Source organism: Paraniabella hibiscisoli, assembly GCF_022512515.1.
GTDB lineage: Bacteria > Bacteroidota > Bacteroidia > Chitinophagales > Chitinophagaceae > Niabella > Niabella hibiscisoli.
In genome coordinates this window covers 2,134,698-2,159,220 of the sequence record NZ_JAKWBK010000001.1, presented here as the reverse complement: position 1 = coordinate 2,159,220, position 24,523 = coordinate 2,134,698, and the positions used below count along the sequence as shown (strand labels likewise).

Here is a 24,523-nt window from a genome sequence, read left to right as displayed (position 1 = left end):
TTTCATATTCTATTCGTTTAAAAGTTAGATTTAACCCAAGCGCAAATATTCTTGGTGCCATTTCTCCTGTTTCAATATCCCAGTAACGCCAGTTATTATCTTTTTCCACACGGCTACATTGCGTATGGCGCCAAATACTTTGACTTTTTCGATGTTTACTGATGAGGTTAGTTTACCAGGTAATGTATATCCTAATGTTATATTCTCCAACCTGGCAAAGGAGCGGCTCAACACTCTTTGAGGAGCATTCAATCCCTGCGGTCCTTTTGACTCCAGGCGGGCCCAGAAATCGCTGGGACTTCCAGGGGTCCAGTAGGGCTTTTCGTAGGTATTAGCAAGACCCTGGCTAATAGTTGATGTACCATTATCCTGGTTCAGATACGCTCCGCTTGCTCTTATCTTATGCCCCATGTAGGAATAAATATTAAAAGAGAAGTTGAAATTTTTGTAGGTAAAATCATTGCGCAAAGACCACATAACGGGAGCCTGGGTCTGTCCCAGAAACTGCCTGTCATTATTATTGTAAACCGGAGTAGTACTTCCGTCAGCGTTTTTGGTATCATCTGCCGTATAACTATTCTCTACTTTAGGATCTCCGGGGCGTTGACCATATTTTTTCGCTTCCTCTATTTCATTAACCTGCCATATACCCGTTACTTTATAATCCCAGATAGCGCTTATTGGCTGACCAATGAACCACCGGTTGTTAATATCATCCACCTCTTTGCTTGAGATGATATTGCCGTTGGCATCCAGCACATCCTGATACTGGTAATAGAGATGTTTGATCTTGTTCTTATAATAAGAAAAACCGAAGGTGGTATTCCAGCTAAAATCCGGCCGAACGATATTGCGGGAATTAATGGATATTTCAATCCCGTTATTCTGCACTTCACGTTGGTTGGAAGTAATGCTGCTGAATCCTGAAAAGTTAGGCAGGGACTGGTTCATGATCATATCAGTAGTAGACATCTGGAAGTAATCCAATGTCGTTGTAATACGGTTGTTAAGAAAACCCAGGTCCAGACCTACATTGAAAGATGCTGTCTTTTCCCATTGCAGGTTTTTATTGGCCATACGGGAAATTCTCAGGTAGTAGAATTGTATATAATCTCCTGTGCCATTTACATATCCCTGCGTGCCTGTACCAAGCGCAAGATCCGCCAATGCTATATAAGGATTCTCAAGCGATCGATTACCGTTTTGCCCATAAGATAAACGCAGTTTACCATTGCTCAATACATCCCATTTAAAAAACTTCTCATTAGTAAACGTCCAGGCTAATGCGGCAGAAAGGAATGTAGCGCGGGGATTGGAAGTACCAAAAGCAGAATACCCATCACGACGTACAGAACCGGTAAACATATACCTGTCATCATAGGAGTAAAATAACCGGCCCAACATACCATCTGCTGTCTGACGCGCATCATAAGAATCAAATTCACTTAGCAGCTTATCACCGGTAGATGTTTCATGGAAGCCCAAAGCGTCTGTAGGTGTTATGTTACGAGCCCTGATATAGTCTTCCCATAATTCACGTTCTTCCGACTCCTGCACCAGGGTTACATTAACGCGATGCTTATTAGCAAAAGTATGCTCCCAGTTGATGGTATTATTGAGCGACCAGTCAAATCGTTTTTTGCTTTCCCTCTCAACGCCTGCGTTATTCGTAAGCGGGTTCCAGTCGGGGTGCTTTGAAGAGGCGAAATAGCGCCTGTAAAACCATTGATACCTTGGAGCAACATTAAATGAATAATTGATGTTAAAAGGCAGTTTTACTTTTGCAGTAAAAATAGAATTCAAAACGGTGAAGCCGCTTTCGAGGTCCTGGAACTGCCGGTTAAAATCGTAGTTATAACCTCTCACCAGCCCGGTAAGTGTTGAACCCTGTGGATGCACAACCAGGTTACCGTTCTCATCTTTATAAGAAGCAAAAGGACTATTAAACGTAATAGCATTGCCCCAGTTGGTAGCAATATTTCCATCCGAACGATCCTGGAAGTTAATATTAGCACCTACACTTAACCAGTTAGCTATTTTTCCATCTACTTTCAGGTTAGATCGAACTGCCCTGTAATTATCGCCAACAATAACGCCCTGGTTGGAAAGATACCCGGCAGACATGTAATAGTTGATCTTGTCACTGGCACCCGAAACGCTGAGATTATAATCCTGGTTAACCCCGTCTCTAAAGCTGTGATCGTACCAGTCGAATGTTTTACCAGCAAGATAGTTGGTCAAAACATTATGTCCAAGGCCAATACGTTGTGCAAAAATGAGGTCGTCAGAAGCGCCTGCTTCATTAGTCGAATAAGCTCTCCATTGATCTGAAGTTATGCCATACCTGGATAACATATCGGCGGTAGGTTTTTCATAATACCCCGGCTTACCCAGAGACGGATCTCCCGCCATCTGGTAGGGCTCATATTTACCAGTGGCAGTATTTAGACCATAAGTTGCGGCTGTATACCAATCCTCCCTGTATTTTATATAACCCTCCGGGCCCCAAACCGGCCGATCCACTCCCATAGTAGAAAGCGCCAGGTTAGAGGTAAAGTTAATTTTGGGCTTACCTTGTTTACCTTTTTTGGTAGTGATGATCAAAACTCCGTTGGCAGATTGCGCACCATAAACAGCTGCAGCCGATGCATCTTTTAATACATCTATCTGTTCAATGTCATCCGGATTAATCTCCGATAGCTCGCCATAAAAGATCATTCCGTCTAAAATCAGCAAGGGTGAGTTATGATTACCCGCCGTATATACCGAACGTTGCCCCCGTATATTAATGGAGCCACCGCCTTTTGCAGAAGCATCTAACCCGATGGTAAGACCCGGTGTGCCCCTCAAAATATCCTGCACTGTACGGGGATTCTCGTCTGCAATTTTATCAGGTTTCAACTGGGTGATCGCGCCTGTAAGATCTTTCTTACGCATGGTGCCATACCCTACTACCACCACATTTTCAAGATTGCTTTCCAGTGCGGTTAAATTGATGTTTAATTCTTCCGTTTCAGAAACAACCACCTCTTTGGTACTGTATCCTACAAAAGTCACCACTAATGTTTGCCCTGTCGCCGCATCAATTGTAAATGTCCCGTTCTCGTCTGTCGTGGTGGCTACTTCACTCCCTTTAATGCTGACTGAGGCTCCCACCAATGGAGTGCCGTCAATTCTTCGAACGGTACCCTTTATCGGTGCCTGGTACACTGTAGCGCTCAGCTCCGGGGAGCTGGCAGCAAACAAACTATCCGGAAAGGATAGTGTACAAATTAATTGCAACAATGCAATTCTTGTAATAGCTGTTACTAAATACTTATACTTCATAAACTTTTTACTTTAGACTTACTTGAATGTTATTGACCTGGCGAGTTGTCTAACCAACGCATAGCCAGATCTCCTTACAGAGGCCTGATCTGTTTGTATGGAGTCAAAACTGTTGATCTTATTTTTTTACCTTAACGGCTTAATCGTTCTCCTGTTTGGATTGAGTTAAGAAGATATCGGTAGGGCTCTAACGGCCTGTATAGACATTTTCATACAGACATGCGTTTTCAATTCCTGTAAAGCCGGTTTAGCTGCTGTTAGCAACACTGTTTGTGAAAGCAGATTCCTGGAGTTACTTTCAAAAAAACTGCATATCAAACTTTGAAGCGTTCGCGAAATTGTCCGGATTACCAGGCTTTCTTTTTCATATAACTGACGATTATTTTTACTGCTTTTATAAAACCGCAATCGATCTGTCAATACAGAGGGTATGACCTAAATTCGAAGACAAATTAGAAAAAACAGTTTAGAAGCCAAACATTCGAAAACAACGAACCTATTACCTTAATGCAATACTTGATTAATTATTAATCACTTACGCAATTCATCCCGGCTCTTTTTGGAATGATTAGTAAAATAGTTGAATAGTGTTCCGGAGTTTGCAAACGGTTACAAAACATCAAGTCAAATCCAGGAACCAGCTGCCAGGGAATGTTTAATAGAACAATTAAAATCTAATCTGCTTCATCCATTACATGCGATCTTCTGGCACGGCCACCAAATTGCCTGGGGAAATAAGAGAGCGTGAATTGGAAATATCTTTGCAGCCCCTGCGTTACAGAAGTAGTTGTAATATTGCCTGATGAGACATTGCTGACATTTTGATTTTGTCCCAATATATTAAAGACAGAAACACGTGTTTCAAACATCTTTGTCTTAGGGAACATATAGCCCACATTGGCATCCCAATTCATATTTTTTATAGGTTGAGCGTTTACAGAAATGTTATTGCTGTAACGGATATTGCTTCCCAGGCTAAAGTTTTTGGGCACTTTAATCGTTAAACGAGCTGTTGTATTGTAAGACCGTGTTTGGGCCGCAGGATAAGCATTGGCAGATCCCAACTGTTCAGCGCTTGTTTTGTTAACAGCCTGCTGCAGGTTCAGATCTATAACACCAGGTATATTAAAAGCAATGGATACCGAATGGTTCTGACCTTCATTTTTATAGGTTAACCGTTCCATATTAATATACTGTGGTCCTTCAGCAGCGTTAAAACCACTGCGATAACTGAACTGGATATTTCCCTTTTTTAAAGGATGGGAAACATTTACATTCATGGACCCATTCAGCGCATTGCTATACCCGCGACCCGCAGCAAAATGTGTATACCCGTTCGCCCATCCACCATTGGTTCCAACCTGCAATGTCGTCTTATTGAATTTGAGAAAAACGCCAATATTAAGACTGGTATTAAACATTCCAGAACCTGGTGTATTGATGAAGTAAGTAGTGCGTCCGCCGTTGTTGTCGTAAATAATACTATCTATTATGCCGTTTCTTTCCTTGTCATACCCCAGGCTCAAACTCACATTAAAAGATCTCTTCCCTTCGAAGCCGTTACTCTTATTAAAAGAAAGATCAAAATTAAATGCGTCATTAAACTTAGACTTCAGGTTAGGATTGCCAACTATCATATTATACCTGTTGGCGGCGCTATCCTGAATAGGATATAACTGATCGATGGTTGGAGCACTGGCTGAGCTATTATGTGTAAGTCCAATGCCAATATTGTATTGATCGACTTTATTATAGTTATAATTGATACTGCTTGACGGAGTAAAAAAATTGTAAATAAAAGTACGGTTGCGGTAGCTTAAGGTTGATGTATTTTTTTGATAAAGCAACTGGCTCTGCAAATTAGTACTCACCTGTATCGTTCGTTCATAGCGATCCGTTATACGTTTAAAGAAATTCTTCTCTAATCTTAACCCCGTTCTGTTATTTATGTTGGAAACCCCACTGAGGTTGCTCAGTTCTTCGTTAGCGATATAGGTATTGGTTGCACTGTCTTTATCGCTTACATCTGCATTGATATCCGACCTGCTATATTGTGTGCTACTATTCAACCCATATTAATATTCCAAAGATTATGGTCTTTAAAAATTAGCTGACGGAGGCCGTTGTAATGAATACCAACGCTGCCATTTAAGTTGGAATTCCTGTTAATATATTTCCTGTTGTACAGGTTTTTGTAAGCGCTGTCAGATATTGCGTCAAACCGGCTGTAGGTATTACTCTTGCTCAAACTGTTGTCATAGTTCAACATGTAATTAATGGAGAGACTTCCGGCTCCTGGATCTTCATTTACCGACATATTGTTGTAATCACCATTAACACTAAACTGGTTATTGGAACTTTCACCCTGAGATTTATTGGCTGAGCGGCTGGCAAGAATAGAATCATTTCTGTAAGTAATGATGTTTCCTTCTGAAGCATTACTACTTTCCACCCTCGCATAGCTGGCATTAGCAGAGAAGGATTTTTCTTTTTCCTTACATCATAAGAACCATTAGCAGATTGCCGCAGGTACCTGGACAGGTTATAGCCTTCATTAATATCCGTCAATTTAGAATCAGCCAGATTTTTTACAGTGGTACGGTTGGTTACAGCGCTATTTCGATTACCTGATACATTATAGCCGCCATTCAAAGATCTGTCATTATATAAACCCGCATTCTCTTTAAAGTACTGCCTGAAAGTTGTACCCAGATCCCAGTTACTACGCAGATTTAAATCCTTGTTTTCAACCACGGGCTCAATATCGCCCAATGCGTTCCGCACTATATTGCCATGACCGTTAAAACCCAAATGTGTTTTTTTATTGTACACCTGTAAAGACATATTCCCTCCGTAACTGTCATTCGTACCTGCCTGTGCATTCGTATTACCAAAATATCCTTTTCGCTTGTCGGGCTTTAACTTAATATTCAAAACAACTGTAGAGTCTTTAGCAATATCGGCCGCCGTTTGTTTGTAAATATCTTTCTCCTGGTATACCTGAATTTTATCAACTGCATGTTTAGGCAGGTTTTTAACAGCCATATTAAAGCTACCATCGAAAAATGGCCTGCCGTCTACATAAAGTTTGGTTACTTTTTTGCCATTAATAGTAAGTGAGCTGTCCTGCCACCTGGTAATGCCCGGCACCCGTGACAATAATTCATCTACCACTTCAATAGAGTCCAGCTTAATTCCCGCCGGGTTAATTTCCAATGTATCTCCATTCATCGTAACAGGCGCTACTGATTTCACTACCACTTCTTCCATTAACTGCCCGGTATCTTTTATAAGACCGATCCATTTAAGATCCATGTGGGCTTGAGCAGAGTCCAGGTAAAAAGCATTGTAAAACCCTGCATATCCTGTATGCGTTATCGATACAAATAATGCTGTTTTTAAAGGAAGGTCGGCAATTTCAAAAACACCACGTTCCCTGGTTATCTGGTAATTAACCAATGATGAATCAGCTTTTTTATAAACCGTTACCGTTGCTGCGCGTAAAGCAGCGCTATCTAAAGAACTGACAACAGCCCCCTTAATGCTTCCGGCTTTTTGAGCAAAAGAAACAACTGACTGCAGCAACAATATTATGATCAACACCTGCTTCATTTTGCGCTGTTCCTTTCTTTCGGTTGGATACGTATCAATACAGGGTTGTCCGTTTCCTTTGCAGTGCTATAAAACCTGGCAAGACTTTGCTGATAATGCCATTTCGACTTGATGGCATTTTTCTTTTCCGGAAAAGACTCCGCGCTGTTAAGCTCTGGTAAATACTGTTGTCATCAAAAGCAAGGATAGCCCCGGTCGCAGGAAACATATAATTACTGCTATCTGGCTTCAATTGCCTGTAGTTATAAATACTACCGTTGATCTTATCATAAATGAAATAGTTGTTAGGGAAAGATTGGATACTGAAGAAAAGAAACCGGCTAAGACTAACCACATGACCAATGGCATTCTTATTGAAGTCAATAGTATTACCGGTTCTACCGCCCACCAAATTGAATGCAGATATACTAAATGATTCTCCATCAAAAAATGAAGCAGATTCTGATCCAAAAGACATTTCTGCAGCGTCTTGCTTAGGTAGGACTACTTTGTAGCTTTCGGTTAGAGCAGCAGGCGTCAAAGAATAAATAGTGGAATCAAATGGTCTGGTAACCCATAATACCGAATCATTTAATGTGGTGCTCAAACTGCATTGCCAGGCATTTGGACTAATAAAAGCGGTATCCTTTTTTTTATTGTAGGGGAAAAAGCTTTTTATTACAGCATTATCATTTACGATCTGCAGCTGATAATCCAGTGTATCCTTATCGATCTTGTTCGATTTTATAAAACTATAGGTGAAGCTTCCGGAACCAAGCAGTATTGGATTAGTGAGCAGGTAAGCCGATGCTTTTAACTCTTCTGGCCGTAAGGTTCCCAGGTCATTCAAATAAAGCCGGGTACTTTTTACCAGTTCCCGAAATTCTTTTGTTGCTCCTTGTAAAGGTAAGACTGCAGTTTTGCAGTATTGACATTATAGTTTTTGTTCTGACTGAAAATAAGCAGTGCATTATGCGCGGGATCTAATTGGATAAAGTTGATCCGGTAACGCCGCTGCTTGTTTTTATATTTTGTTAGAAAACGTCCTTTCTTATCAAAGAACAGGACAGCGTCCGTATCCGGATCAAGAATAATAAAATACTCATCCGTTACCAGTAATTGTTTTACTATTCCGAAAACAGACGCAGGCCTGGTTTCCAAAGGAATAATTTCTACATCATCAAAAAGGGCGGAAAAGCTGGTATCCACGGCCCGGGCCGGATCTAAAACAGGTATGGTTTGAGCACTAGCTGTACCCAGTATACCGATCAACCAACCGATTAGCATGTAATGTTTCACAAAGAAAAAGCAGTTAAAGTGTCAAATATAGTGGACGCTCTTCAGACGAAATGATAGCTATTTGTTAAATGCTAATCTTGGTAAATGGTCGTTTAAAATTCTATTGAAAATGCTAAGCCAGATTAAAACAAGTACTTGCAAAACAAAATAAATTTATTGTAATTCAATAAATAATTATTATCTTTCGTTCAAACTTTCAAACCATGCGACAAAGATATAAGAGATCAGGTCCCATTATATTATCTGTTGTACTTTCCGTTATTGCACTTTTCTTATTTGTATTTCCTCATTTTGAGCATGAAAAAATAATAGTTGCTCCTCCGGCTCTAAATGCTACTTTTTTGATACAGCTTATAAGCGACAGGCTGATAGTCTGGCTAATTTACAGTACTATCGCGAAGGCGTTGTTTATGATGGCTTAATTTCTCCCATAGGAGTATTACAAAGAAGGGCCTTTTAGATGAACGGGAGGTTCAAAATGGTTTCTATCATTCTTTACAAAAAGAAACTTCAGCAAAAATAGATTCAATCTGCTTTTTTACGTTTAATGGGTTAACCTTTAAATCATTTGGAGAGTCTGAAGCGAATGCGTCTGTTTACTTTATAAAGAACAGACACGGCTATTTAGCAAACGGAAACACAATCACCCATTCAGAACTCTTTTATGATGAAGATGTCGACTCGGTTATGCTGCCGGTAGCCGAGCATACATACCAGATTCTGAAATATTTACTGATTTTTTTGATGATTGCATTAATACTACTTTTAGTTATCATTTCATCAGGAGGGATAATAAGATTAATAATGGAAATAAGAAAAGGCAATATTTTCACCTCAATAAATCTTTTAATCCTAAGAACGCTAATGTATGTTTTTCTATCTGTGCCTGCTATATACTGCTTAATACACTTAGCTTGTTTTTTGGTACTTAATAAGCTATACAGGGGTATTATTATTAAACCGGAAATATTTTACAATACCGGCAAACTCCTGTTTATAGGATTTGTCTTCGGTGCATTATATCAGGCTTTTAAAAAAGGTTACTCCATTCAACAAGAAAATGAATTCACTGTTTAAAATCGATACAATGAAATCAGTTAATATAGCTTCAAACGAAGTATCCCAGGGTAATTGGAAGCCGTCCCCAAAAACAAAGGTGATTCTAACCCTGCTCTACATCATCGCCTGGATCATATTTGTGGGGCTAAGCATTGAAGCGGGCGGGTTTATTACCAACGCCATTTTCGTACTGGCAAAACCGGAGGCTGTCCCCTATCTTTGGCAACAGGCCGATCTGCGAGATCTTTTAAAGTATGGGCATAATTTTTTCTTTACGCAGGTAGGGGTCATAGGTATTGTATCAGCACTAAAAGCCGTTCTATTTTATCTGATCATCAGCATACTTCATAATAAGCAATTAAAAATAGAACAGCCTTTTACCAATATTGCCCAGCGTTTTATTTTACGGATTGCTTCTCTGGCTCTTTTAATTGGTTTATTTTCCATCCTGGGTGCAAGCTGTGCCGACTGGTTGAGTAAAAAAGGAGTTCGTATGCCCGATTTAGAGTCGCTCTACCTGGGTGGAGCTGATGTATGGATCTTTATGAGCATTGCACTTTTTGTTGTCGCTTATGTTTTTAAGAGAGGCATTGAACTTCAAAATGAAAATAACTTAACTGTTTAAAATTTAACAATGTACACCTATACCCGTAAGGAGGCCAATCACCAAACCTACATTTTATTCACAGCTTTTCTTGCAATCACTTTATTTTTTATAGTTCCGCAGTTTTACAGATATTTTACCGGGGAAAGCCTGATGGAGGTAGACATACAAAAAAGAAAAATACTCCGGTTCAAATTAATGACACATTGATACAAACAGACAGCATCTCTCATTCAAGATTGATAGCTAAACCCGATTATAAACTTGAAATACACCCCAACTCTGGCTGGGGAATTTATTTTTTGTTGAGAGAAGTTTTCGGATTCATTTTAACTTTTACTGGTTTGTGGTACGTGTTGAAGGCAATAAAAAATATGCAGAGCGAAGGTCGCTTCGAACAGGCTACATTTGAAGCCATTTATAAAATCGGGCGTATCCTGTTATTAGCAGGTGTTATCGGATATCTGGATAAATACTTTTAAACTGGCACCTGATAAAAACTTTAGGTACTCATCCTACAAAGTTTCTTCCAGTGCCGGTATTTACTTGTTTTTCGGTGCATTAAGTATATACTTTTCCAGATATTACAGACGAGGTATTGTATTACAAGCAGAAAGCGAATTAACCGTGTAGCATGGCGATAATTATTAACCTGGATGTGATGATGGCGAAACGAAAGATGTCGCTGAACGAACTCAGCGAAAGGGTGGGCATTACCTTGTCCAATTTGTCTATTCTTAAAAACGGGAAAGCTAAAGCTGTACGTATCGAAACATTGAACGCTATTTGCAATGCACTGGATTGCCAGCCGGGAGATATTCTGGAGTATAGAGAAGGAGAATAGGGATGTAGGGAATAGCTAGTGGCGAGTAGGAACCAAAATATTCGATACTCAATTTTCAATAATCAGTATACAATCATTCTCCGCAACTCCGTCTCTCTGCGGGCTTTACAGGAAACAAAAATGTAAGTAGGGAACATCGAATGACGAAAAGAGGGTGGAAATATTCAACGCACAATTTTCGATACGCCCTCCTGTCAACTATCAACTTCAGACTACTTCGCGCTCACCTTCCAGATAATACCCGCCGAATCATCATTCACCAGCAGAGAGCCGTCTGTGGCTACCGCTACGCCAACAGGCCGTCCGTACACTTCACTTTTTTCATCACTCGCAATAAAGCCGGTCAGAAAATCAATGGCTGGTTTGGGTTTACCTTTTTCAAAAGGGATAAATACTACTTTGTAACCCGATAGCTTTGAGCGGTTCCAGGAGCCATGCTGGCCTATAAAAGCACCGTTTTTATACTTCGAGGGGAAGTTGCCCGTTTTATAAAAAACCAGTCCCAAAGAAGCTGTATGCGGTCCAAGCGGAACATCAGGAACAATAGATTTCTTCACCATATCCTCATGTGGATCAGCCGCCCAGCGCGGATCCTTTACTTTTCCATAATAGCTGAAGGGCCAGCCATACCAGCCACCTCGTTTTACACTGGTAGCATAGTCTGGAACTATTTCGTCCCCCAAACCATCACGTTCATTCACTGCGGTCCAAAGCTCACCGGTAACCGGGTTCCAGTCCAGGCCCACAGGATTCCGTAAACCGCTCGCGTAAATTTTCAAATCAGTCCCGTCAGGATTCGCTTCGTATACCAACGCACGACCTTTTTCCGCATCCATACCATGTTCTCCTACGTTGCTGGCCGAACCCACGGTAATATAGATCTTATCGCCTTTCTTATTAGTGATGATATTTCTCGTCCAGTGATTATTGTACCCACCGGCATAAAGCGATACGATTTTTTCACCGGTTCCTTCCAGTTTAATATCACCCGCTTTGTATGGATAACGATATACACCGTCAGTATTAGCAATGTAAAAGTGATTACCCAATACCAGCATCCCAAAATTACGGTTGAGGTTATTGATAAACACATAACGCTCATCCACTTTACCGTCTTTATCAGTATCTCTCAATAAAGTAATCTGATTGGCACTTTTACGCGTTCCTGCTTCAGCAACAAAATAATCGCCGTTAGGCGCTACATAGGTCCAGCGTGGATTATCCAGCTTGTCGGCAAACCGGGTAACTGTAAACCCTTCAGGTGCTTTGGGCGTCACCCCCTCCGGCCAGTTAATCGTTCTGCTGTTTTTATTAGCAGACTCAGTTTTAAAAGGAGGCTGTAAAACCAAAGGCCCTACCGTGGTTTTTACGGTTACCGGCGGCTGGGCTGCCAGCTTCTTTTTGTATCATTATCTATGTTACCCTGTGCCTGGGCACCGGCAGTTAAAGCCATAAGGGATACGATGAAAGCTACCATTTTTACCTGCATTGTATATTTTTTCAAGAGTTTAGAGAATGAGCACCAGTTCAAAAGAACCGTTTCGAAGAGACAAGATTAGTGCCATGTATTATTGCCGTATAAGAACTATTCAAACTCGTAGCCAATATCTCCCCGGTAATACATGTCGTCAAACCTTATCTGTGATAAAGCCTTTCTCGACTGGGCCACTGCTTCAGAAGTATTAGCCCCAAAAGAAGTAGCACAGAGTACACGGCCTCCATTGGTAACCACCTGGCCTTCTTTCTCTTTGGTTCCTGCCTGGAAGACAATTGTTTCGGCCGCTACATCTTTAAGTCCTTCTATTTTGTAGCCTTTCTCAAAATTTCCCGGATAACCACCGCTAACTGCCACAACCGTTACTGCCGTACGTGGGTCGGTTTCGATAGGAATACCTGCTAACCTGTGTTCAGCCGCAGCCAGGCAAAGTGCCGCCAGATCGTTTTTCAAACGAGGCATCACTACTTCTGTTTCAGGATCGCCCATGCGACAATTATATTCGATTACAAAAGGCTCATTATTTACTTTGATCAAACCAATAAAAACGAAGCCAGTGTAGTTAATTCCTTCTTTATCCAATCCGTTTACGGTTGGTTCAATAACCTGCGTTGTTACTTTTTGCATAAAATCGTCTGTTGCAAAAGGTACCGGGCTTACCGCCCCCATTCCGCCCGTATTCAATCCTGTATCTTTTTCGCCAATGCGCTTATAGTCTTTCGCTTCGGGTAGCAATACATATTCTTTGCCATCAGTAAGTACAAACACACTCATCTCTATCCCATCAAGGAACTGTTCTACCACCACGGTTTTGCTGGCATCTCCAAATTTGGCCTGCACCAGCATGGCTTCAAATTCGATGATCGATTCAGCATGAGTGCTGCAAATAACCACTCCTTTGCCTGCGGCTAAACCATCGGCTTTTAGCACAATTGGTAAAGAGTGCTGCTGCAGGTAATTCACTCCCTCTTCAAACTGCTCAGCCGTAAACTCGCGGTAAGCCGCTGTGGGAATATCATGGCGTTGCATAAAAGCTTTGGCAAAAGCCTTGCTTCCTTCCAACTGTGCTCCGAACTGCGATGGACCGATAAAATGAATATGTTTTAGCGCGTCCTGCTGAAAATGGTCCCAGGCTCCTTTTACCAGCGGCTCTTCAGGCCCTGCAATTACCATTTCAATAGCATTATCCAGGCAAAAGCTTCCTAATCCTTCAAAATCGGTAATAGCTATATTAATATTGGTGCCGCATTGTGCTGTACCAGGATTGCCGGGGGCAATAAATAACTCGTGCTTTCTATTTCCCCTCTCTTTAATGTTCCAGGCGAGCGCATGTTCTCTGCCGCCACCGCCCAATATCAATATTTTCATTTTTCGCTATTTTTAAAGGTCGTGAAGGTAACAAATCTCTAATGAAGGCTGTGAGAATGAATGAGGTAATTTTTGAGGGAAAACCGCTTATAATAGTTTTGCACATGCATTCGGGTAAATTACTATATTTACTGATCTTGTATAAAATTTAATTCGTATGTCAGCAACCGAAAATGACTTTTTAAGAGCCGTGTATTAGGCCACCCCTCAGGATTATTTGTTTTATTTTTTACGGAAATGTGGGAACGGTTCTCCTATTATGGTATGAGAGCGCTCTTAGTCCTTTTTTAACATCTTCCTTAATCGGAGACAATGCAGGCTGGGGCTGGCCGCGAGAACACGCTCTTGCATTATACGGATCTTACACAGCAATGGCTTACCTTACTCCTATTTTAGGTGGATATTTTGCTGATCGCATTTTAGGGTATCGATGGGCTGTGGTAGTCGGAGCTACGCTAATGACGCTGGGCCACGCATCCATGGCTATAGAAGTTAATCCCTTTTTCCTATATCTGGGTCTTATATTATTAGTTCTCGGAAATGGTTTTTTCAAACCTAATATGACATCCATTCTTTCTGAGATGTATAAATCACACCCGGAAAAAAAGACGGAGCTTATACCATCTTTTATATGGGCGTAAATTCCGGTGCTTTTCTGGGAATGCTTTTATGCGGTTACCTGGGAGAAAAAGTAGGCTGGAGCTGGGGCTTCGGGTTGGCAGGTATTTTCATGCTCGTGGGCATGTTGCAGTTTTATTTCACCCAGGGAATTTTTGGTAAAATTGGCCTGAAACCCAAAACAAATGAACAGTTAAATGAGGTAGCTGAAAGCACCGAAGGCGAGGTGGTAGAGAGCAAAACAACTGTGGAAAATATTGACAATTCGCCTAAAAACCCTTTTTCTACTTTCGATCTGATCATTATAACAATTGTGTCTGCTATCGGGTTGGTTTGGGTCATTAATGATCCTGTTTCCAAAATTACGTCCTTCAATCTTTTCAATTTTGCCGTAGGCACCCTTGATGGCAGCAATTTTGTTATCCTGATAGCCTTAGCGCTGTTTCTTTTTATTCTTGTAAAAAGAATTACGCAATATGCACCCGTATTACGAGACCGTATGATCGCTATTGTAGTGCTTGCCTTCATCACCGTATTTTTTGGGCGTCGTTTGAACAAGCCGGCGGATCAATGACCATCTTTGCAAAAGATTACACAGACAGGATCCTGGAAGGAACAGGAAAAGTGATTTTTAATGTAGTTAATACATTAATTACAATTATTCCCATGCTGATCATATCATTTGTTTTAGCAAAATTGTTTGGACAAACATTCAAAAAATACAGTATGGGCAATATTGTATTGGCCTTTGGCTTTCTACTAATTTGGGGACTTGTAATATACATGCTTAGCCAGCAGTATGCAGAAGAAAAATCTGAAATACCTGCAACCTGGTTTGGTATCCTGAATTCGCTTTTCATCATTAGCCTCGCTCCCTTAGTATCCAAAATATGGGAAAGCAAATTGAATCCGCCTGCTACAGTAAAAAATGGTATCGGCATGATACTGCTAGGTATTGGTTTTGCTGCGCTGGCTATCGGAGCATCTTCCATCCCGCAAGGGGCAAAAGTGGCACAGGTTAGTTTGATCTGGCTCGTACTGGCTTATTTGTTTCATACATTGGGAGAACTTTTTATATCTCCTGTGGGCTTATCGTACGTAAGTAAACTGGTACCTGGTAGAATGATCGGTATTATGTTTGGCATCTGGTACCTGGCTATTGCTATCGGCAACAAACTTGCAGGGAGCATTGGTGGCGAAATTGATAAGATTACGGCTAAATACGACATGCAGACTTTCTTTTTGATATTCACGCTCATACCTATGGCGTTGGGTGTTTTCATTATACTGCTTACCCCGGTAATCAGAAAACTCATGCACGGTATCAGATAATTTTACTTTATTTTTATTGCGCAAAGTCCTGAACAAGTTTTAGGACTTTTTTAATTGGACTATATGACAGAAAGAGCTATCAGCAAACAACCCCGCCAACTATACCTATTGTTTTTTGCGGAAATGTGGGAACGGTTTTCCTTCTATGGAATGAAGGCGCTATTGATCGCCTACATGGTGACGGAATTGAAATTTGATGAACCCAAGTCTTATGGTATACTAGGCGCCTACTCTGCGCTGGTATATACCATGCCCATGCTGGGAGGTATGTTGGCTGATCGTTTCCTGGGGTATCGCCGAGCGGTGATCTATGGTGGCATTTTAATGACCATCGGGCACCTGGTGTTAGCCCTACCCCAGGAGTGGAGCTTTTTCTATGGTATGGCTTTTATCATTTGTGGCAATGGTTTTTTCAAACCCAATATATCCAGCCTGGTAGGTACTTTATATGAAGATAATGATCCCCGGCGCGATAGCGGTTTTTCGCTTTTCTACATGGGTATCAATATTGGTGCTGCACTGGGAGGATTGCTTTGTGGTTATGTGGGGCAAAGAATTAACTGGCATTATGGTTTTGGCTTAGCCGGTATTTTCATGGTTCTGGGCTTGATCGTTTTTGTGATCGGTCAGAAATCTTTAGGGCACCGCGGTCTTCCGCCCAACCTGGTAGCGCTTAGAAAAAGAACGATCGGCATTACCAACGAGCAATTAATTTATGTAGCTTCTTTATTGATCGTTCCGGTGGTGGTAGCCCTTTTTAATCGCCATGAGATCATGGATTACTTTATGGCGGTACTGGGTGTAATTGCTATATCCTATGTATTATGGGAGGCCTTTCGCATGGATGCAGCCAGCAGAAATAAACTGATAGCAGCATTATTCATGATCATTTTCTCCATCCTGTTCTGGGCCTTCTATGAACAAAATGCCGGCTCGCTCAACCTGTTTGCCATGCGCAATGTAGACATGCACGTTATGGGCACGGAACTTCCGGCACTGTCGGTAAACAACTTCCTGCCTCCGGGCTGGGTGGTCATACTAAGCTTTTTCTTTGCATGGTTGTGGACCTGGCTAGCCAAGCGAAAACTGGAACCCACGACTCCGGTAAAATTCGGCTTTGCCTTTTTACTCATGTCAATCGGCTTCTTAGTATTTTACCTGGCCTGTTTAAATGCAGAAAGCGGACTGATCAGTTTATTTGCTTTCGCTATGGGATATATGTTTATCATTGCCGGAGAACTTTGCCTGTCTCCTATCGGACTGTCGATGGTTACTAAACTATCGCCCGTACGAATGGTTGCGGTAATGATGGGAGTTTGGTTCTTCGCCAGCGCGGGTGGTGAATTCCTGGCGGGTAAGATCGGCAAGATGATGAGTGTACCCGAATCGGTTCAAAATAATGCTATCGCCTCCCTGCCCTATTATGCTACTATTTTAAAAGAGATTGCCATAGCATCGGCTATTGCAGGGGCACTAATATTATTATTATCACCATTAGTGAAGAAATGGATGGGAGAGGTGAAGTAAGTTGGTTGACAAGTTGACTTGTTGATAAGGAGAGTGTGCTTTTTAACCAGTTGATTTATAAATGAGCACTGAGGATAGCTTTTATAGTTATTAAATAGTAACCAGGTTAGGGGAGTTGAAATAATGGGAGGTTAGTTGACTGGCTAATAAGTTGACAAGGCGTTTTCTTTTCAACCAGTCAACCAATAAACCAGTCAACCTATCATCAACTTCACCCTATACAAAACTATCCACTTCCCTATAGGCCTGCACCAGCCTGTCTTCTCCATCCTTGCCTGATTTGGACATGCCGTGCTCCATACCTACAACACCTTTGTAGCCTTTCTCGTGCAGGAACTTAAATACGTTTTTGTAATTAACCTCCCCTGTCGTAGGCTCTTTACGCCCGGGATTGTCTCCCACCTGTATGTAAGGAATTTCATCCCAGCAGAGTTCGAGGTTTTTAATCAGGTTGCCTTCATTTTTTTGCAGGTGATAGGCATCATATAATATTTTACAACTGGGACTATCTACTGCCTTGCAAATTTCATAGGTTTGGGTAGAATAACGCAGGAAAAGATCAGGTGTATCACTCAGTGGTTCTAAAACCATTACGATACCATGCGGTTCGAATATTTCAGCACCGCGGCGCAATGCCTCAATAACATTGGCTGTTTGTATGGAAAGGGGCAGGTTCTTTTCAAAATCTCCTGGCACCACCGTAACCCATTTAGCATTGCAGCGCTTGGCCACTTCTACCGATTTACGACAGCCCTCCAGGAAAATATCAACGTGCTCTTTCTTTTTTGCAGCAAGCGTATTAGCGCCATTACCACCTTTCGGCACCACAAAAACACCCATGCGCATGCCCAGCTTAGCCAGCGTTTCTCCGATTTTTGTTTGCTGCTCTGTAGAGCGGCCCGCCATTCCGTTATCTTCAATGGACCTGAAACCCAGGTCGTGCATATACTTGATCTGATCGACAAAATCTTTACCTCCGCTGGTGGCAAACATCCCCTCATGCGGTGCATAGTCTAAATGAAAGGGCTGACCTTTGGAAATATTGGTTTTAGTCTGGCTAAAGGCAGCAGTTGCAGCTGCAAAAGAACCCGTAGTAAGCAGTGTGTTTTTTAGAAGGACCTTCTTTGCATCGTTACTATTTTTTGTGAAAAATAACAAAACTTCCCTAATCAACCTAAACAACCGTTTGCGCAAAACCGTTTTCGCTGAATTTCTATATCTTTAAGCCATGCAGAAAATTGTATTGATTGCTGCCTGCACTGCAATGGCAGCAGCTCTTAACGCTCAAAATCAGTCATTCGAAAAATATGAACAAGCTATTCCCGGCAGCGCTGTAAGTTTGAAATGGTTCCCATTAAAGCCGGTAGTTTTAAAATGGGTAGCAAGTCTTCTAAGCAAGCTGACGAACAACCCGAACACGAAGTAGCGCTGAGCGCTTTTTGGATGGGCGCCAAAGAAGTGACCCATGATGAATTTGCACTTTATCTTAACGATGAAAATTATGCAGAGAATAGCGACGTGGACGCCATTAGCCGGCCGTCGCGCCCTTATATTGAAATGACGCTAGGCATGGGTAAAGAAGGTGGCTTTCCTGCAAATAGCATGAAGCAACATGGTGCGGTCATGTACTGCAAATGGTTGTATGAAAAAACGGGTGTGTTTTACCGCCTGCCCACTGAAGCCGAATGGGAATATGCCTGCCGTGCCGGATCTGCTACTGTTTACCCCTTTGGCAATGATAGTACCCAATTAAAGGACTATGCCTGGTACGCTGCTAACAGTGGCGACCGTTATCAGAAAACGGGGTTGAAAAAGCCCAATGCCTGGGGACTTTACGATATGTTGGGCAATGTGCAGGAGTGGGTATTGGATCAGTATAGTGCAGATGCCTATACCAAATTGGGGAAAAGTGCAACCGATCCTCTTAATACACCTACCAGCAAACATCCTTTGGTGGTACGCGGTGGTGACTATAATGACCCAGCCAATGTATTAACCAGTGCCAACCGGGAGCAGTCTGATCTTATATGGAACCGTCGCGATCCACAGATACCTAAAAGTAAATGGTGGAATGCAGATGCGCCTTTGTGGGATTCAGACTCGTGCGTCCGGTAAAGCAACCATCCAGGGAAGAAGCTGAGAAATTCTTTGAGACTTACCTGAGTTTGTAGTCAACGATGAGTAATGAGTGATCAACATAAAATAAGAGATATTGCCTCCAATTCAAACATACCAATCACCTTAAATACATATATCAAAACAACCAACAATGGACAATAAAACAACGCGTAGAAAATTTGTACAGCAAACAACCCTGGTTACCGGGGATTGATGGCTGCACCATTCTTAAGCAATGCCAATTTCTTTTCGGGTTCGGCCGGAACCATTAAAGTAGCGCTGATCGGTTGCGGCGGACGCGGTACCGGTGCTGCTATACAAGCATTAAGCACCAAACAAAATGTACAGCTGGTAGCTATGGCCGATGCGTTCAAAGACCGCCTTGACAGCTGCTATAAATCGATTACCGGCAACCTTGCCGAATCGGGCATCGACAAAAGCCGGGTAGATGTGCCTGAAGAAAGAAAATTTGTTGGTTTTGATGCATACGAAAAAGCCATTCCCCTGGCCGATGTAGTAATCCTTACCAGTACTCCAGGATTTCGCCCTATCCATTTTGAAGCAGCTGTAAAGCAGAACAAACATGTTTTCATGGAAAAGCCGGTAGCTACTGATCCTGCTGGTATTAAAAAGGTATTGGATATTGCCGAGATTGCTAAACAAAAAAACTGAATGTAGTGGTAGGCTTGCAAAGAAGGTATCAGAACTCCTATCGCGAGCTATTTAAGAAAAAGGATCTTATCGGCGATATTACTTCTGCCCAGGCCTGGTGGAACAACGATGGCGTATGGGTGAAAGAGCGCCAGGCAGGACAAACAGAAATGGAATACCAGATGCGCAACTGGTATTATTTTAACTGGCTTTGTGGCGATCATATAGTAGAACAGCATGTACACAATATAGATGTAATCAACTGGTTTAAGGGCGGTTACCCGGTAAAAGCCCAGGGCTTAGGTGGACGCCAGGTACGCACCGATAAAAAGTATGGCGAAATATACGATCACCATTTTGTAGAATTCCACTATGCCGATGGCAGCATTATGAACAGCCAGTGCCGCCATATACCCAGAACGATGAGTAAGGTAGATGAGCTCATTATTGGTACCAAAGGAAAAATTTATGGAGATGCTGCCGTAATTAAAGACAATAAAGGCAATACTCTTTTTGCGTTCGATAAAAAAGGAGAGAATAATCCTTACCAGGCCGAACACGATGAATTGTTTGCTGCCATTGCGAAAGGCGAATATAAATTTGCCGATGCCGAGCACGGCGCCAAAAGCACATTAACAGGTATCATCGGACGTATGGCTACCTATAGTGGACAGGTAATTGATTTTGAGAAAGCATTAAATAGTGGTATCAGTTTAATGCCGCAGGAATACAGCTTCAGCGCTACACCGCCGATTGTTCCCGATGCTGACGGCAACTACCCGATAGCTACACCGGGCAAAACAAAGTATTTCTAGTAGTTGCTTTATTATATTGAAAACCTCCGCTATAGATAATAGCGGAGGTTTTTCGTTTAATGATACTATCATCCATGTGCCGGGATACTGACAAGTCCATCTCTTACAACTTTTCTACCAGGCAATTCCCAAGAAATTATCAATTAAATGATGTAAATTAGTAGTAGGCTAACTGCCTTGCAATACCAGCTAAATTATAACACCTCAATAAATATACAATGGCAAAGGCTAACCTGCAGTCGCTCGTTGCTGAGCAAAAATACTCAACCGCATTTATGTAGTGCGTAGTCAGAAGATAATGCTAGACCGGGACCTGGCTGAAATGTACGGTGTTGAGACGAGGCGCCTGAATGAGCAAGTTAAACGAAATAGTAGACGCTTTCCCAAAGACTTTATGTTTATGTTAAGCCAAAAAGAGTTTGACAACTTGATGTCGCAAATTGCGACATCAAGTTTATCCGGCTGGGGTGGTACACGTAAACTGCCTAACGCCTTTACCGAACAGGGGGTGGCGATGTTATCAAGTGTTCTAAACAGCGATACAGCCATTGAAGTTAATATCCGCATTATCCGGGTATTTACACAACTTCGGGAACACGCGCTTACTCATAAAGACATTTTGATTCATCTTGCTCAATTGGAAAAAGAAGTAAAAGGCAATACGCGCGATATCGAAAATATTTTCGTGGTGCTAAAAGAGCTGATTGAAAAACAAAGTACTACGGGACGAAGAAATCGGATCGGGTTTAAGCAGTATGATTCAGAAAAAACATAAAATATTTTTCAGTCATACTGAAAAATAAGATGGGAAAGCGGTTACAAAAAAACGTAATTAATTGAAGATTAAAGTAAAAGTCGGCTGTTGGATAGTTGGTAAAAAAGAGTGTAAACAGGGGCTACAGCTCTATCAGTTAGCACATAAGTATCAGTCCTTTGCTTCTTCACTCTTTCTCTGATCCAATTTGATCTTTTCGAGTATAGCGGCTACATGCGCTTCTTCCAACTTTTCATGATGGTTGAGCTTTTTTACTTTCAAAATGGTAGTTCTTCCGTCTTCTGAAGGAGCAAAAGCGGGAAGAAACCGGGCGCCATATAAAATTTCGCTGCCCTTATAAGAAATCCGTTGTTGTACGGTATTGGAGTAATGCTCATCGAAAGCTCTTACATTGATCATAACCTCAAGATTGCTATTTTTTATTTCTTCAAGACTCAAACCATAAAAAGGACTTTTATCATCAATAATATGCACCACCGTCCATGATAAGGCAAGGGAATTAATACGGCTGAACTGCAGGGGGAGCTGAAAATAGCGGGTGCTTTTTTGCCGTTCTCTTCCACCTCAAAGGCGGTGGTTACTTCGGCCTGTACATCAGTAAGCGAAATATTTTTTGCTGATATAACCCTTAGCATAAAAGCAGCCGATGCTTTAAAAGGCGACATGATAAGGTTATCACTAAATCTTAAAAAAGCACGAGGCCGGGCAAAACGGGCAAAAAATAAACCAGTTACAATGGCAAAGGCCATGATGCCAATAAAAGATTCTAACGATGCAACAATATTGGCGGCCATCCCCTTGGGGCTGATATGCCCATACCCTACCGTTGTAAGTGTTTGAGAGCTAAAGAAAAAAGCCTGCATGAATTTTTCACCAAAACCAGATACAGGATCAATACCCTGTAATTTATCAATACCAAGCAAGGTATAAATACAGGCAAAAAGCAAATTGGTGGAAGTTTAAAATAAAAACACTACCAGCATGAATCGCGCCGGAGAAAGGCTGATCATCGTGTGATAAATGCTATTGCGCTGCCACCAGTTAAGGCCTTTGCGCTGCACATTCAAACTTCCGTCCCGGTTCATGATTCTCTGCATGCCGGCATTTGCCGTATACCCGGTATTAGAAATATCTTTAGAAAGCTGTTTTGTTCTGGCCATACTTTTGGGTTCGAAAAGTAAATCTAATCATTTGCGGCCTAAATGATGAAAAAGCAACAAACAGTCTAATCCACTGCCTGTTGCCATTAGTTACCGGCTGCCTTTTTAGGAGAATATCCATACTCTCTTTTAAACGCATGCGAGAAGTGCGTGAGATCTTCAAAGCCCAGATCCAGGTATATATCAGAAGCTGTTTTACCCTCTTCAGTAATCAGATAATGCGCGCGCTGAAGCCGCCTTTTTTGCAACCATTGCCGTGGAGGTATATTAAATATTTTTCCGAAATCCCTTTTAAAAGTGGCCAGGCTTCTACCGGTTAAATAAGCAAAGCGTTCCAGCTTCACATTAAACTGGTAACTCCGGTTCATAAATGCTTCCAGGTTTATTTTATGCGGGTCAGTAAATTCAAACAGCACTTCTTTTAACTCAGGATGTAATTGCAAAAGCAACAAAATAGCTTCATGAATTTTCACTTTTACCAGGTAGGCATTATCCAGGCAACCCGCTTCCTGGTAATGAATAACCGAATCCATATAAGTTTCCATCGATTTATTTCTCTCCAGGTCAACAATTCCAGGCTTCCGTACTTTACCACCTGCATATACACCATGTGCCAGGCTAAATTCTTTTAATATTTCCTGGCTGAGGTAAATACTAATTGATTTAAAAGTATCATTGGCCGGTGGGTGTTTAATAAATTTCAGTAACTGGTTTCTTCTTATAAATCTCAAACGCCCTTCCTGCGATGGATACTCCCTGGTACCATCATTCAGTATCAACGAACCGGCTGTAACAAAACTTAAAGTGTGTTCTGGTACAAAATGTTCGCCATCCCTGCTGATCTGGTGATAGCAGGAGTAAAAAATGCCGGGCCGCAACTGATGATCTTCTTGTTCTTTCATTATATATTATCCAAGATACTTATTAAACCCGTTTAAACATACAAGGAGAAACAATAGCGATGCAAAGCGATCGTTAAATTTCAATCCCTTTAAGCGCCAGGTAATCTTTGCCGGCTGCTGTTTCATAAAACTTTGCCGATTCATCATGATCTGTCGACAAAGAAACAGGTAGCCACTGCTCCATTTCTGCCTTTCTTATTGCATCTGCTTTTTGCAAAATGGCTGCAGCCTCACTACCTAACACCAGGTGCACAGGTGGTTGAGGATGGTTGGCCAGGTCAACAATTACGTTCGCTGCTTTTGCGGGGTCGCCCAACGGAACAAATTTACCAGAGCTCAGGAACTCCCTGGAAGCATCCACTGTTGTTTCATAGCCTTCTACATGCGGAGCAAATGACATCGATGTGCCGGCCCAATCCGTTCTAAAGCCACCAGGCTCAACCGATGTTACTTTTATCCCCAAGTGGGCTACTTCTTTGCTTAACGATTCGGCAAAGCCGGCCAGCCCGAATTTAGCTGCCTGGTACAAGCTCAAGCCCGCGTTACCTACCCTGCCACCAATTGAGCTTATTTGCAATATCCGTCCCGACCGTTGCTGTCTCATATATGGCAATATCGCACGCGTAATTTGAATGGGCGCTACCAGGTTCACCTCCAGCTGGCTGCTTACCTGCTCGTCTGTGAATGCCTCCGTTGCACCAGTGATTCCAAATCCGGCATTATTTACCAATACATCAATTCTACCAAAGTATCCGATCGCTTCGTTTACAGACGATAGTATCTCTGCTTTATCGGTTACATCTAAAGACAAGCACAATACCTGGTTGGGATATTGATCAGCCAATATCTGCAGATCCTGTTTGTTTCTCGCAGTTGCTACTACTTTATCGCCACTTTTTAAAACGGCTTCTGTTATGCTTCTGCCCAGTCCCCTGGAGCTTCCTGTAATAAACCATACTTTTTCCATGTTAAATGAATTTGTTTCTGCAAAGCTCCGGAAGGTTTACTAAAACAATTTGTGTATATGGCTCTAAGTTA

The 24,523-nt window shown here is 41.8% G+C and carries 28 protein-coding genes; 13 read left to right on the top strand and 15 right to left on the bottom strand.

Going from position 1 to position 24,523, the window contains the following annotated elements; translation table 11 throughout:
• Nucleotides 1-30: 30 nt before the first annotated feature.
• The 6 genes from MKP07_RS13695 to MKP07_RS13670 form a co-directional block, all read right to left on the bottom strand.
• A complete protein-coding gene (locus tag MKP07_RS13695) occupies nt 31-3,327 on the bottom strand; it encodes a SusC/RagA family TonB-linked outer membrane protein (protein WP_240847700.1) in 3,297 nt (1,098 codons plus the stop codon).
• 674 nt (nt 3,328-4,001) lie between these two features.
• Nucleotides 4,002-5,396, bottom strand: a complete 1,395-nt coding sequence (locus tag MKP07_RS13690) for an outer membrane beta-barrel protein (RefSeq protein WP_240847699.1) — start codon at nt 5,394-5,396, stop codon at nt 4,002-4,004.
• Nucleotides 5,393-5,644 (bottom strand): hypothetical protein, encoded by a 252-nt coding sequence (locus tag MKP07_RS13685; RefSeq protein WP_240847698.1) that lies wholly within the window; start codon nt 5,642-5,644, stop codon nt 5,393-5,395. Before MKP07_RS13685 ends, MKP07_RS13690 begins: the two co-directional genes overlap by 4 nt.
• Nucleotides 5,635-6,930 carry a TonB-dependent receptor gene (locus MKP07_RS13680; protein ID WP_240847697.1) on the bottom strand — a complete coding sequence of 432 codons (1,296 nt, stop codon included), beginning with the start codon at nt 6,928-6,930 and terminating at the stop codon, nt 5,635-5,637. Before MKP07_RS13680 ends, MKP07_RS13685 begins: the two co-directional genes overlap by 10 nt.
• A 43-nt stretch (nt 6,931-6,973) precedes the next feature.
• Entirely contained in the window at nt 6,974-7,768 is a 795-nt protein-coding gene (locus tag MKP07_RS13675) for a hypothetical protein (protein WP_240847696.1), read from the bottom strand.
• A 17-nt stretch (nt 7,769-7,785) separates the two neighbouring features.
• Nucleotides 7,786-8,217: a 6-bladed beta-propeller gene (locus MKP07_RS13670; protein ID WP_240847695.1), complete on the bottom strand. Its 432-nt coding sequence runs from the start codon at nt 8,215-8,217 to the stop codon at nt 7,786-7,788.
• A gap of 687 nt (nt 8,218-8,904) precedes the next feature.
• Between MKP07_RS13670 and MKP07_RS42495 the strand changes: the two genes are divergently transcribed.
• The 4 genes from MKP07_RS42495 to MKP07_RS13655 all read left to right on the top strand — a co-directional run bounded on the left by MKP07_RS42495 (nt 8,905) and on the right by MKP07_RS13655 (nt 10,724).
• Nucleotides 8,905-9,294: a DUF2975 domain-containing protein gene (locus tag MKP07_RS42495; protein WP_394803567.1), complete on the top strand. Its 390-nt coding sequence runs from the start codon at nt 8,905-8,907 to the stop codon at nt 9,292-9,294.
• 10 nt (nt 9,295-9,304) lie between these two features.
• The gene (locus tag MKP07_RS13665; protein ID WP_240847694.1) at nt 9,305-9,901 is read left to right on the top strand and encodes a DUF2975 domain-containing protein; all 597 of its coding nucleotides are present in this window, start codon (nt 9,305-9,307) and stop codon (nt 9,899-9,901) included.
• A 185-nt stretch (nt 9,902-10,086) separates the two neighbouring features.
• The gene (locus MKP07_RS13660; RefSeq protein WP_240847693.1) at nt 10,087-10,362 is read left to right on the top strand and encodes a hypothetical protein; all 276 of its coding nucleotides are present in this window, start codon (nt 10,087-10,089) and stop codon (nt 10,360-10,362) included.
• Nucleotides 10,363-10,514: 152 nt separating this feature from the next.
• The gene (locus MKP07_RS13655) at nt 10,515-10,724 is read left to right on the top strand and encodes a helix-turn-helix domain-containing protein (protein ID WP_240847692.1); all 210 of its coding nucleotides are present in this window, start codon (nt 10,515-10,517) and stop codon (nt 10,722-10,724) included.
• A gap of 212 nt (nt 10,725-10,936) precedes the next feature.
• Here MKP07_RS13655 and MKP07_RS13650 read toward each other — a convergent pair whose 3' ends face one another.
• The 3 genes from MKP07_RS13650 to purD form a co-directional block, all read right to left on the bottom strand.
• Nucleotides 10,937-12,073 carry a PQQ-dependent sugar dehydrogenase gene (locus tag MKP07_RS13650; RefSeq protein ID WP_240847691.1) on the bottom strand — a complete coding sequence of 379 codons (1,137 nt, stop codon included), beginning with the start codon at nt 12,071-12,073 and terminating at the stop codon, nt 10,937-10,939.
• A gap of 23 nt (nt 12,074-12,096) precedes the next feature.
• Nucleotides 12,097-12,228, bottom strand: coding sequence for a hypothetical protein (locus MKP07_RS38495; protein ID WP_262919293.1), 132 nt, complete (start codon nt 12,226-12,228; stop codon nt 12,097-12,099).
• 81 nt (nt 12,229-12,309) lie between these two features.
• Complete coding sequence (gene purD, locus MKP07_RS13645) at nt 12,310-13,587, bottom strand: phosphoribosylamine--glycine ligase (protein WP_240847690.1); 1,278 nt, start codon at nt 13,585-13,587, stop codon at nt 12,310-12,312.
• Nucleotides 13,588-13,826: 239 nt separating this feature from the next.
• On the opposite strand from purD, the gene MKP07_RS42490 reads away from it, so the two are divergent.
• From MKP07_RS42490 to MKP07_RS13630, 4 genes are all read left to right on the top strand, one after another.
• Nucleotides 13,827-14,228 (top strand): POT-type proton-dependent oligopeptide transporter, encoded by a 402-nt coding sequence (locus MKP07_RS42490; RefSeq protein WP_394803566.1) that lies wholly within the window; start codon nt 13,827-13,829, stop codon nt 14,226-14,228.
• Nucleotides 14,177-14,779: a POT-type proton-dependent oligopeptide transporter gene (locus MKP07_RS13640; RefSeq protein ID WP_317236009.1), complete on the top strand. Its 603-nt coding sequence runs from the start codon at nt 14,177-14,179 to the stop codon at nt 14,777-14,779. Before MKP07_RS42490 ends, MKP07_RS13640 begins: the two co-directional genes overlap by 52 nt.
• On the top strand, nt 14,776-15,537 hold the full coding sequence (locus MKP07_RS13635) for a POT-type proton-dependent oligopeptide transporter (protein WP_240847688.1): 762 nt from the start codon (nt 14,776-14,778) through the stop codon (nt 15,535-15,537). Before MKP07_RS13640 ends, MKP07_RS13635 begins: the two co-directional genes overlap by 4 nt.
• A gap of 63 nt (nt 15,538-15,600) precedes the next feature.
• Nucleotides 15,601-17,064: a peptide MFS transporter gene (locus MKP07_RS13630; protein ID WP_240847687.1), complete on the top strand. Its 1,464-nt coding sequence runs from the start codon at nt 15,601-15,603 to the stop codon at nt 17,062-17,064.
• 216 nt (nt 17,065-17,280) lie between these two features.
• Here MKP07_RS13630 and MKP07_RS13625 read toward each other — a convergent pair whose 3' ends face one another.
• Entirely contained in the window at nt 17,281-18,222 is a 942-nt protein-coding gene (locus MKP07_RS13625) for a hydroxypyruvate isomerase family protein (protein ID WP_240847686.1), read from the bottom strand.
• Nucleotides 18,223-18,292: 70 nt separating this feature from the next.
• Between MKP07_RS13625 and MKP07_RS13620 the strand changes: the two genes are divergently transcribed.
• The 5 genes from MKP07_RS13620 (at nt 18,293) to MKP07_RS13600 (ending at nt 21,423) form a co-directional block, all read left to right on the top strand.
• Complete coding sequence (locus MKP07_RS13620; RefSeq protein WP_240847685.1) at nt 18,293-18,490, top strand: hypothetical protein; 198 nt, start codon at nt 18,293-18,295, stop codon at nt 18,488-18,490.
• Nucleotides 18,439-19,179 carry a formylglycine-generating enzyme family protein gene (locus tag MKP07_RS13615; RefSeq protein ID WP_240847684.1) on the top strand — a complete coding sequence of 247 codons (741 nt, stop codon included), beginning with the start codon at nt 18,439-18,441 and terminating at the stop codon, nt 19,177-19,179. The genes MKP07_RS13620 and MKP07_RS13615 overlap by 52 nt, the downstream gene beginning before the upstream one ends.
• 216 nt (nt 19,180-19,395) lie before the next feature.
• Nucleotides 19,396-19,854, top strand: a complete 459-nt coding sequence (locus MKP07_RS13610; protein WP_240847683.1) for a Gfo/Idh/MocA family protein — start codon at nt 19,396-19,398, stop codon at nt 19,852-19,854.
• A gap of 5 nt (nt 19,855-19,859) precedes the next feature.
• Nucleotides 19,860-20,648, top strand: a complete 789-nt coding sequence (locus MKP07_RS13605; protein ID WP_240847682.1) for a Gfo/Idh/MocA family protein — start codon at nt 19,860-19,862, stop codon at nt 20,646-20,648.
• A gap of 298 nt (nt 20,649-20,946) precedes the next feature.
• On the top strand, nt 20,947-21,423 hold the full coding sequence (locus tag MKP07_RS13600) for an ORF6N domain-containing protein (RefSeq protein WP_240847681.1): 477 nt from the start codon (nt 20,947-20,949) through the stop codon (nt 21,421-21,423).
• Between the two features lie 150 nt (nt 21,424-21,573).
• Here MKP07_RS13600 and MKP07_RS13595 read toward each other — a convergent pair whose 3' ends face one another.
• From MKP07_RS13595 to MKP07_RS13575, 5 genes are all read right to left on the bottom strand, one after another.
• Nucleotides 21,574-21,861 carry a hypothetical protein gene (locus tag MKP07_RS13595; protein ID WP_240847680.1) on the bottom strand — a complete coding sequence of 96 codons (288 nt, stop codon included), beginning with the start codon at nt 21,859-21,861 and terminating at the stop codon, nt 21,574-21,576.
• Complete coding sequence (locus tag MKP07_RS13590) at nt 21,858-22,370, bottom strand: potassium channel family protein (protein WP_240847679.1); 513 nt, start codon at nt 22,368-22,370, stop codon at nt 21,858-21,860. Before MKP07_RS13590 ends, MKP07_RS13595 begins: the two co-directional genes overlap by 4 nt.
• A 12-nt stretch (nt 22,371-22,382) precedes the next feature.
• Nucleotides 22,383-22,583: a hypothetical protein gene (locus MKP07_RS13585; protein WP_240847678.1), complete on the bottom strand. Its 201-nt coding sequence runs from the start codon at nt 22,581-22,583 to the stop codon at nt 22,383-22,385.
• An 86-nt stretch (nt 22,584-22,669) separates the two neighbouring features.
• Nucleotides 22,670-23,485 carry a helix-turn-helix domain-containing protein gene (locus MKP07_RS13580; RefSeq protein WP_240847677.1) on the bottom strand — a complete coding sequence of 272 codons (816 nt, stop codon included), beginning with the start codon at nt 23,483-23,485 and terminating at the stop codon, nt 22,670-22,672.
• 73 nt (nt 23,486-23,558) lie between these two features.
• Nucleotides 23,559-24,452 carry an oxidoreductase gene (locus tag MKP07_RS13575; RefSeq protein ID WP_240847676.1) on the bottom strand — a complete coding sequence of 298 codons (894 nt, stop codon included), beginning with the start codon at nt 24,450-24,452 and terminating at the stop codon, nt 23,559-23,561.
• Between the last annotated feature and the right edge of the window lie 71 nt (nt 24,453-24,523).

Coding starts and splice junctions, on each gene's coding strand:
- MKP07_RS13630 (WP_240847687.1), top strand. CDS start 15,601: ATGACAGAAAGAGCTATCAGCAAACAACCCCGCCAACTATACCTATTG.
- MKP07_RS13600 (WP_240847681.1), top strand. CDS start 20,947: ATGCTAGACCGGGACCTGGCTGAAATGTACGGTGTTGAGACGAGGCGC.
- MKP07_RS13665 (WP_240847694.1), top strand. CDS start 9,305: ATGAAATCAGTTAATATAGCTTCAAACGAAGTATCCCAGGGTAATTGG.
- MKP07_RS42495 (WP_394803567.1), top strand. CDS start 8,905: ATGCTGCCGGTAGCCGAGCATACATACCAGATTCTGAAATATTTACTG.
- MKP07_RS13580 (WP_240847677.1), bottom strand. CDS start 23,485: ATGAAAGAACAAGAAGATCATCAGTTGCGGCCCGGCATTTTTTACTCC.
- MKP07_RS13610 (WP_240847683.1), top strand. CDS start 19,396: ATGGCTGCACCATTCTTAAGCAATGCCAATTTCTTTTCGGGTTCGGCC.
- MKP07_RS13575 (WP_240847676.1), bottom strand. CDS start 24,452: ATGGAAAAAGTATGGTTTATTACAGGAAGCTCCAGGGGACTGGGCAGA.
- MKP07_RS13655 (WP_240847692.1), top strand. CDS start 10,515: ATGGCGATAATTATTAACCTGGATGTGATGATGGCGAAACGAAAGATG.
- MKP07_RS13695 (WP_240847700.1), bottom strand. CDS start 3,327: ATGAAGTATAAGTATTTAGTAACAGCTATTACAAGAATTGCATTGTTG.
- MKP07_RS13585 (WP_240847678.1), bottom strand. CDS start 22,583: ATGGCCAGAACAAAACAGCTTTCTAAAGATATTTCTAATACCGGGTAT.
- MKP07_RS13685 (WP_240847698.1), bottom strand. CDS start 5,644: ATGTCGGTAAATGAAGATCCAGGAGCCGGAAGTCTCTCCATTAATTAC.
- MKP07_RS13615 (WP_240847684.1), top strand. CDS start 18,439: ATGGGTAGCAAGTCTTCTAAGCAAGCTGACGAACAACCCGAACACGAA.
- MKP07_RS13635 (WP_240847688.1), top strand. CDS start 14,776: ATGACCATCTTTGCAAAAGATTACACAGACAGGATCCTGGAAGGAACA.
- MKP07_RS13620 (WP_240847685.1), top strand. CDS start 18,293: ATGCAGAAAATTGTATTGATTGCTGCCTGCACTGCAATGGCAGCAGCT.
- purD (WP_240847690.1), bottom strand. CDS start 13,587: ATGAAAATATTGATATTGGGCGGTGGCGGCAGAGAACATGCGCTCGCC.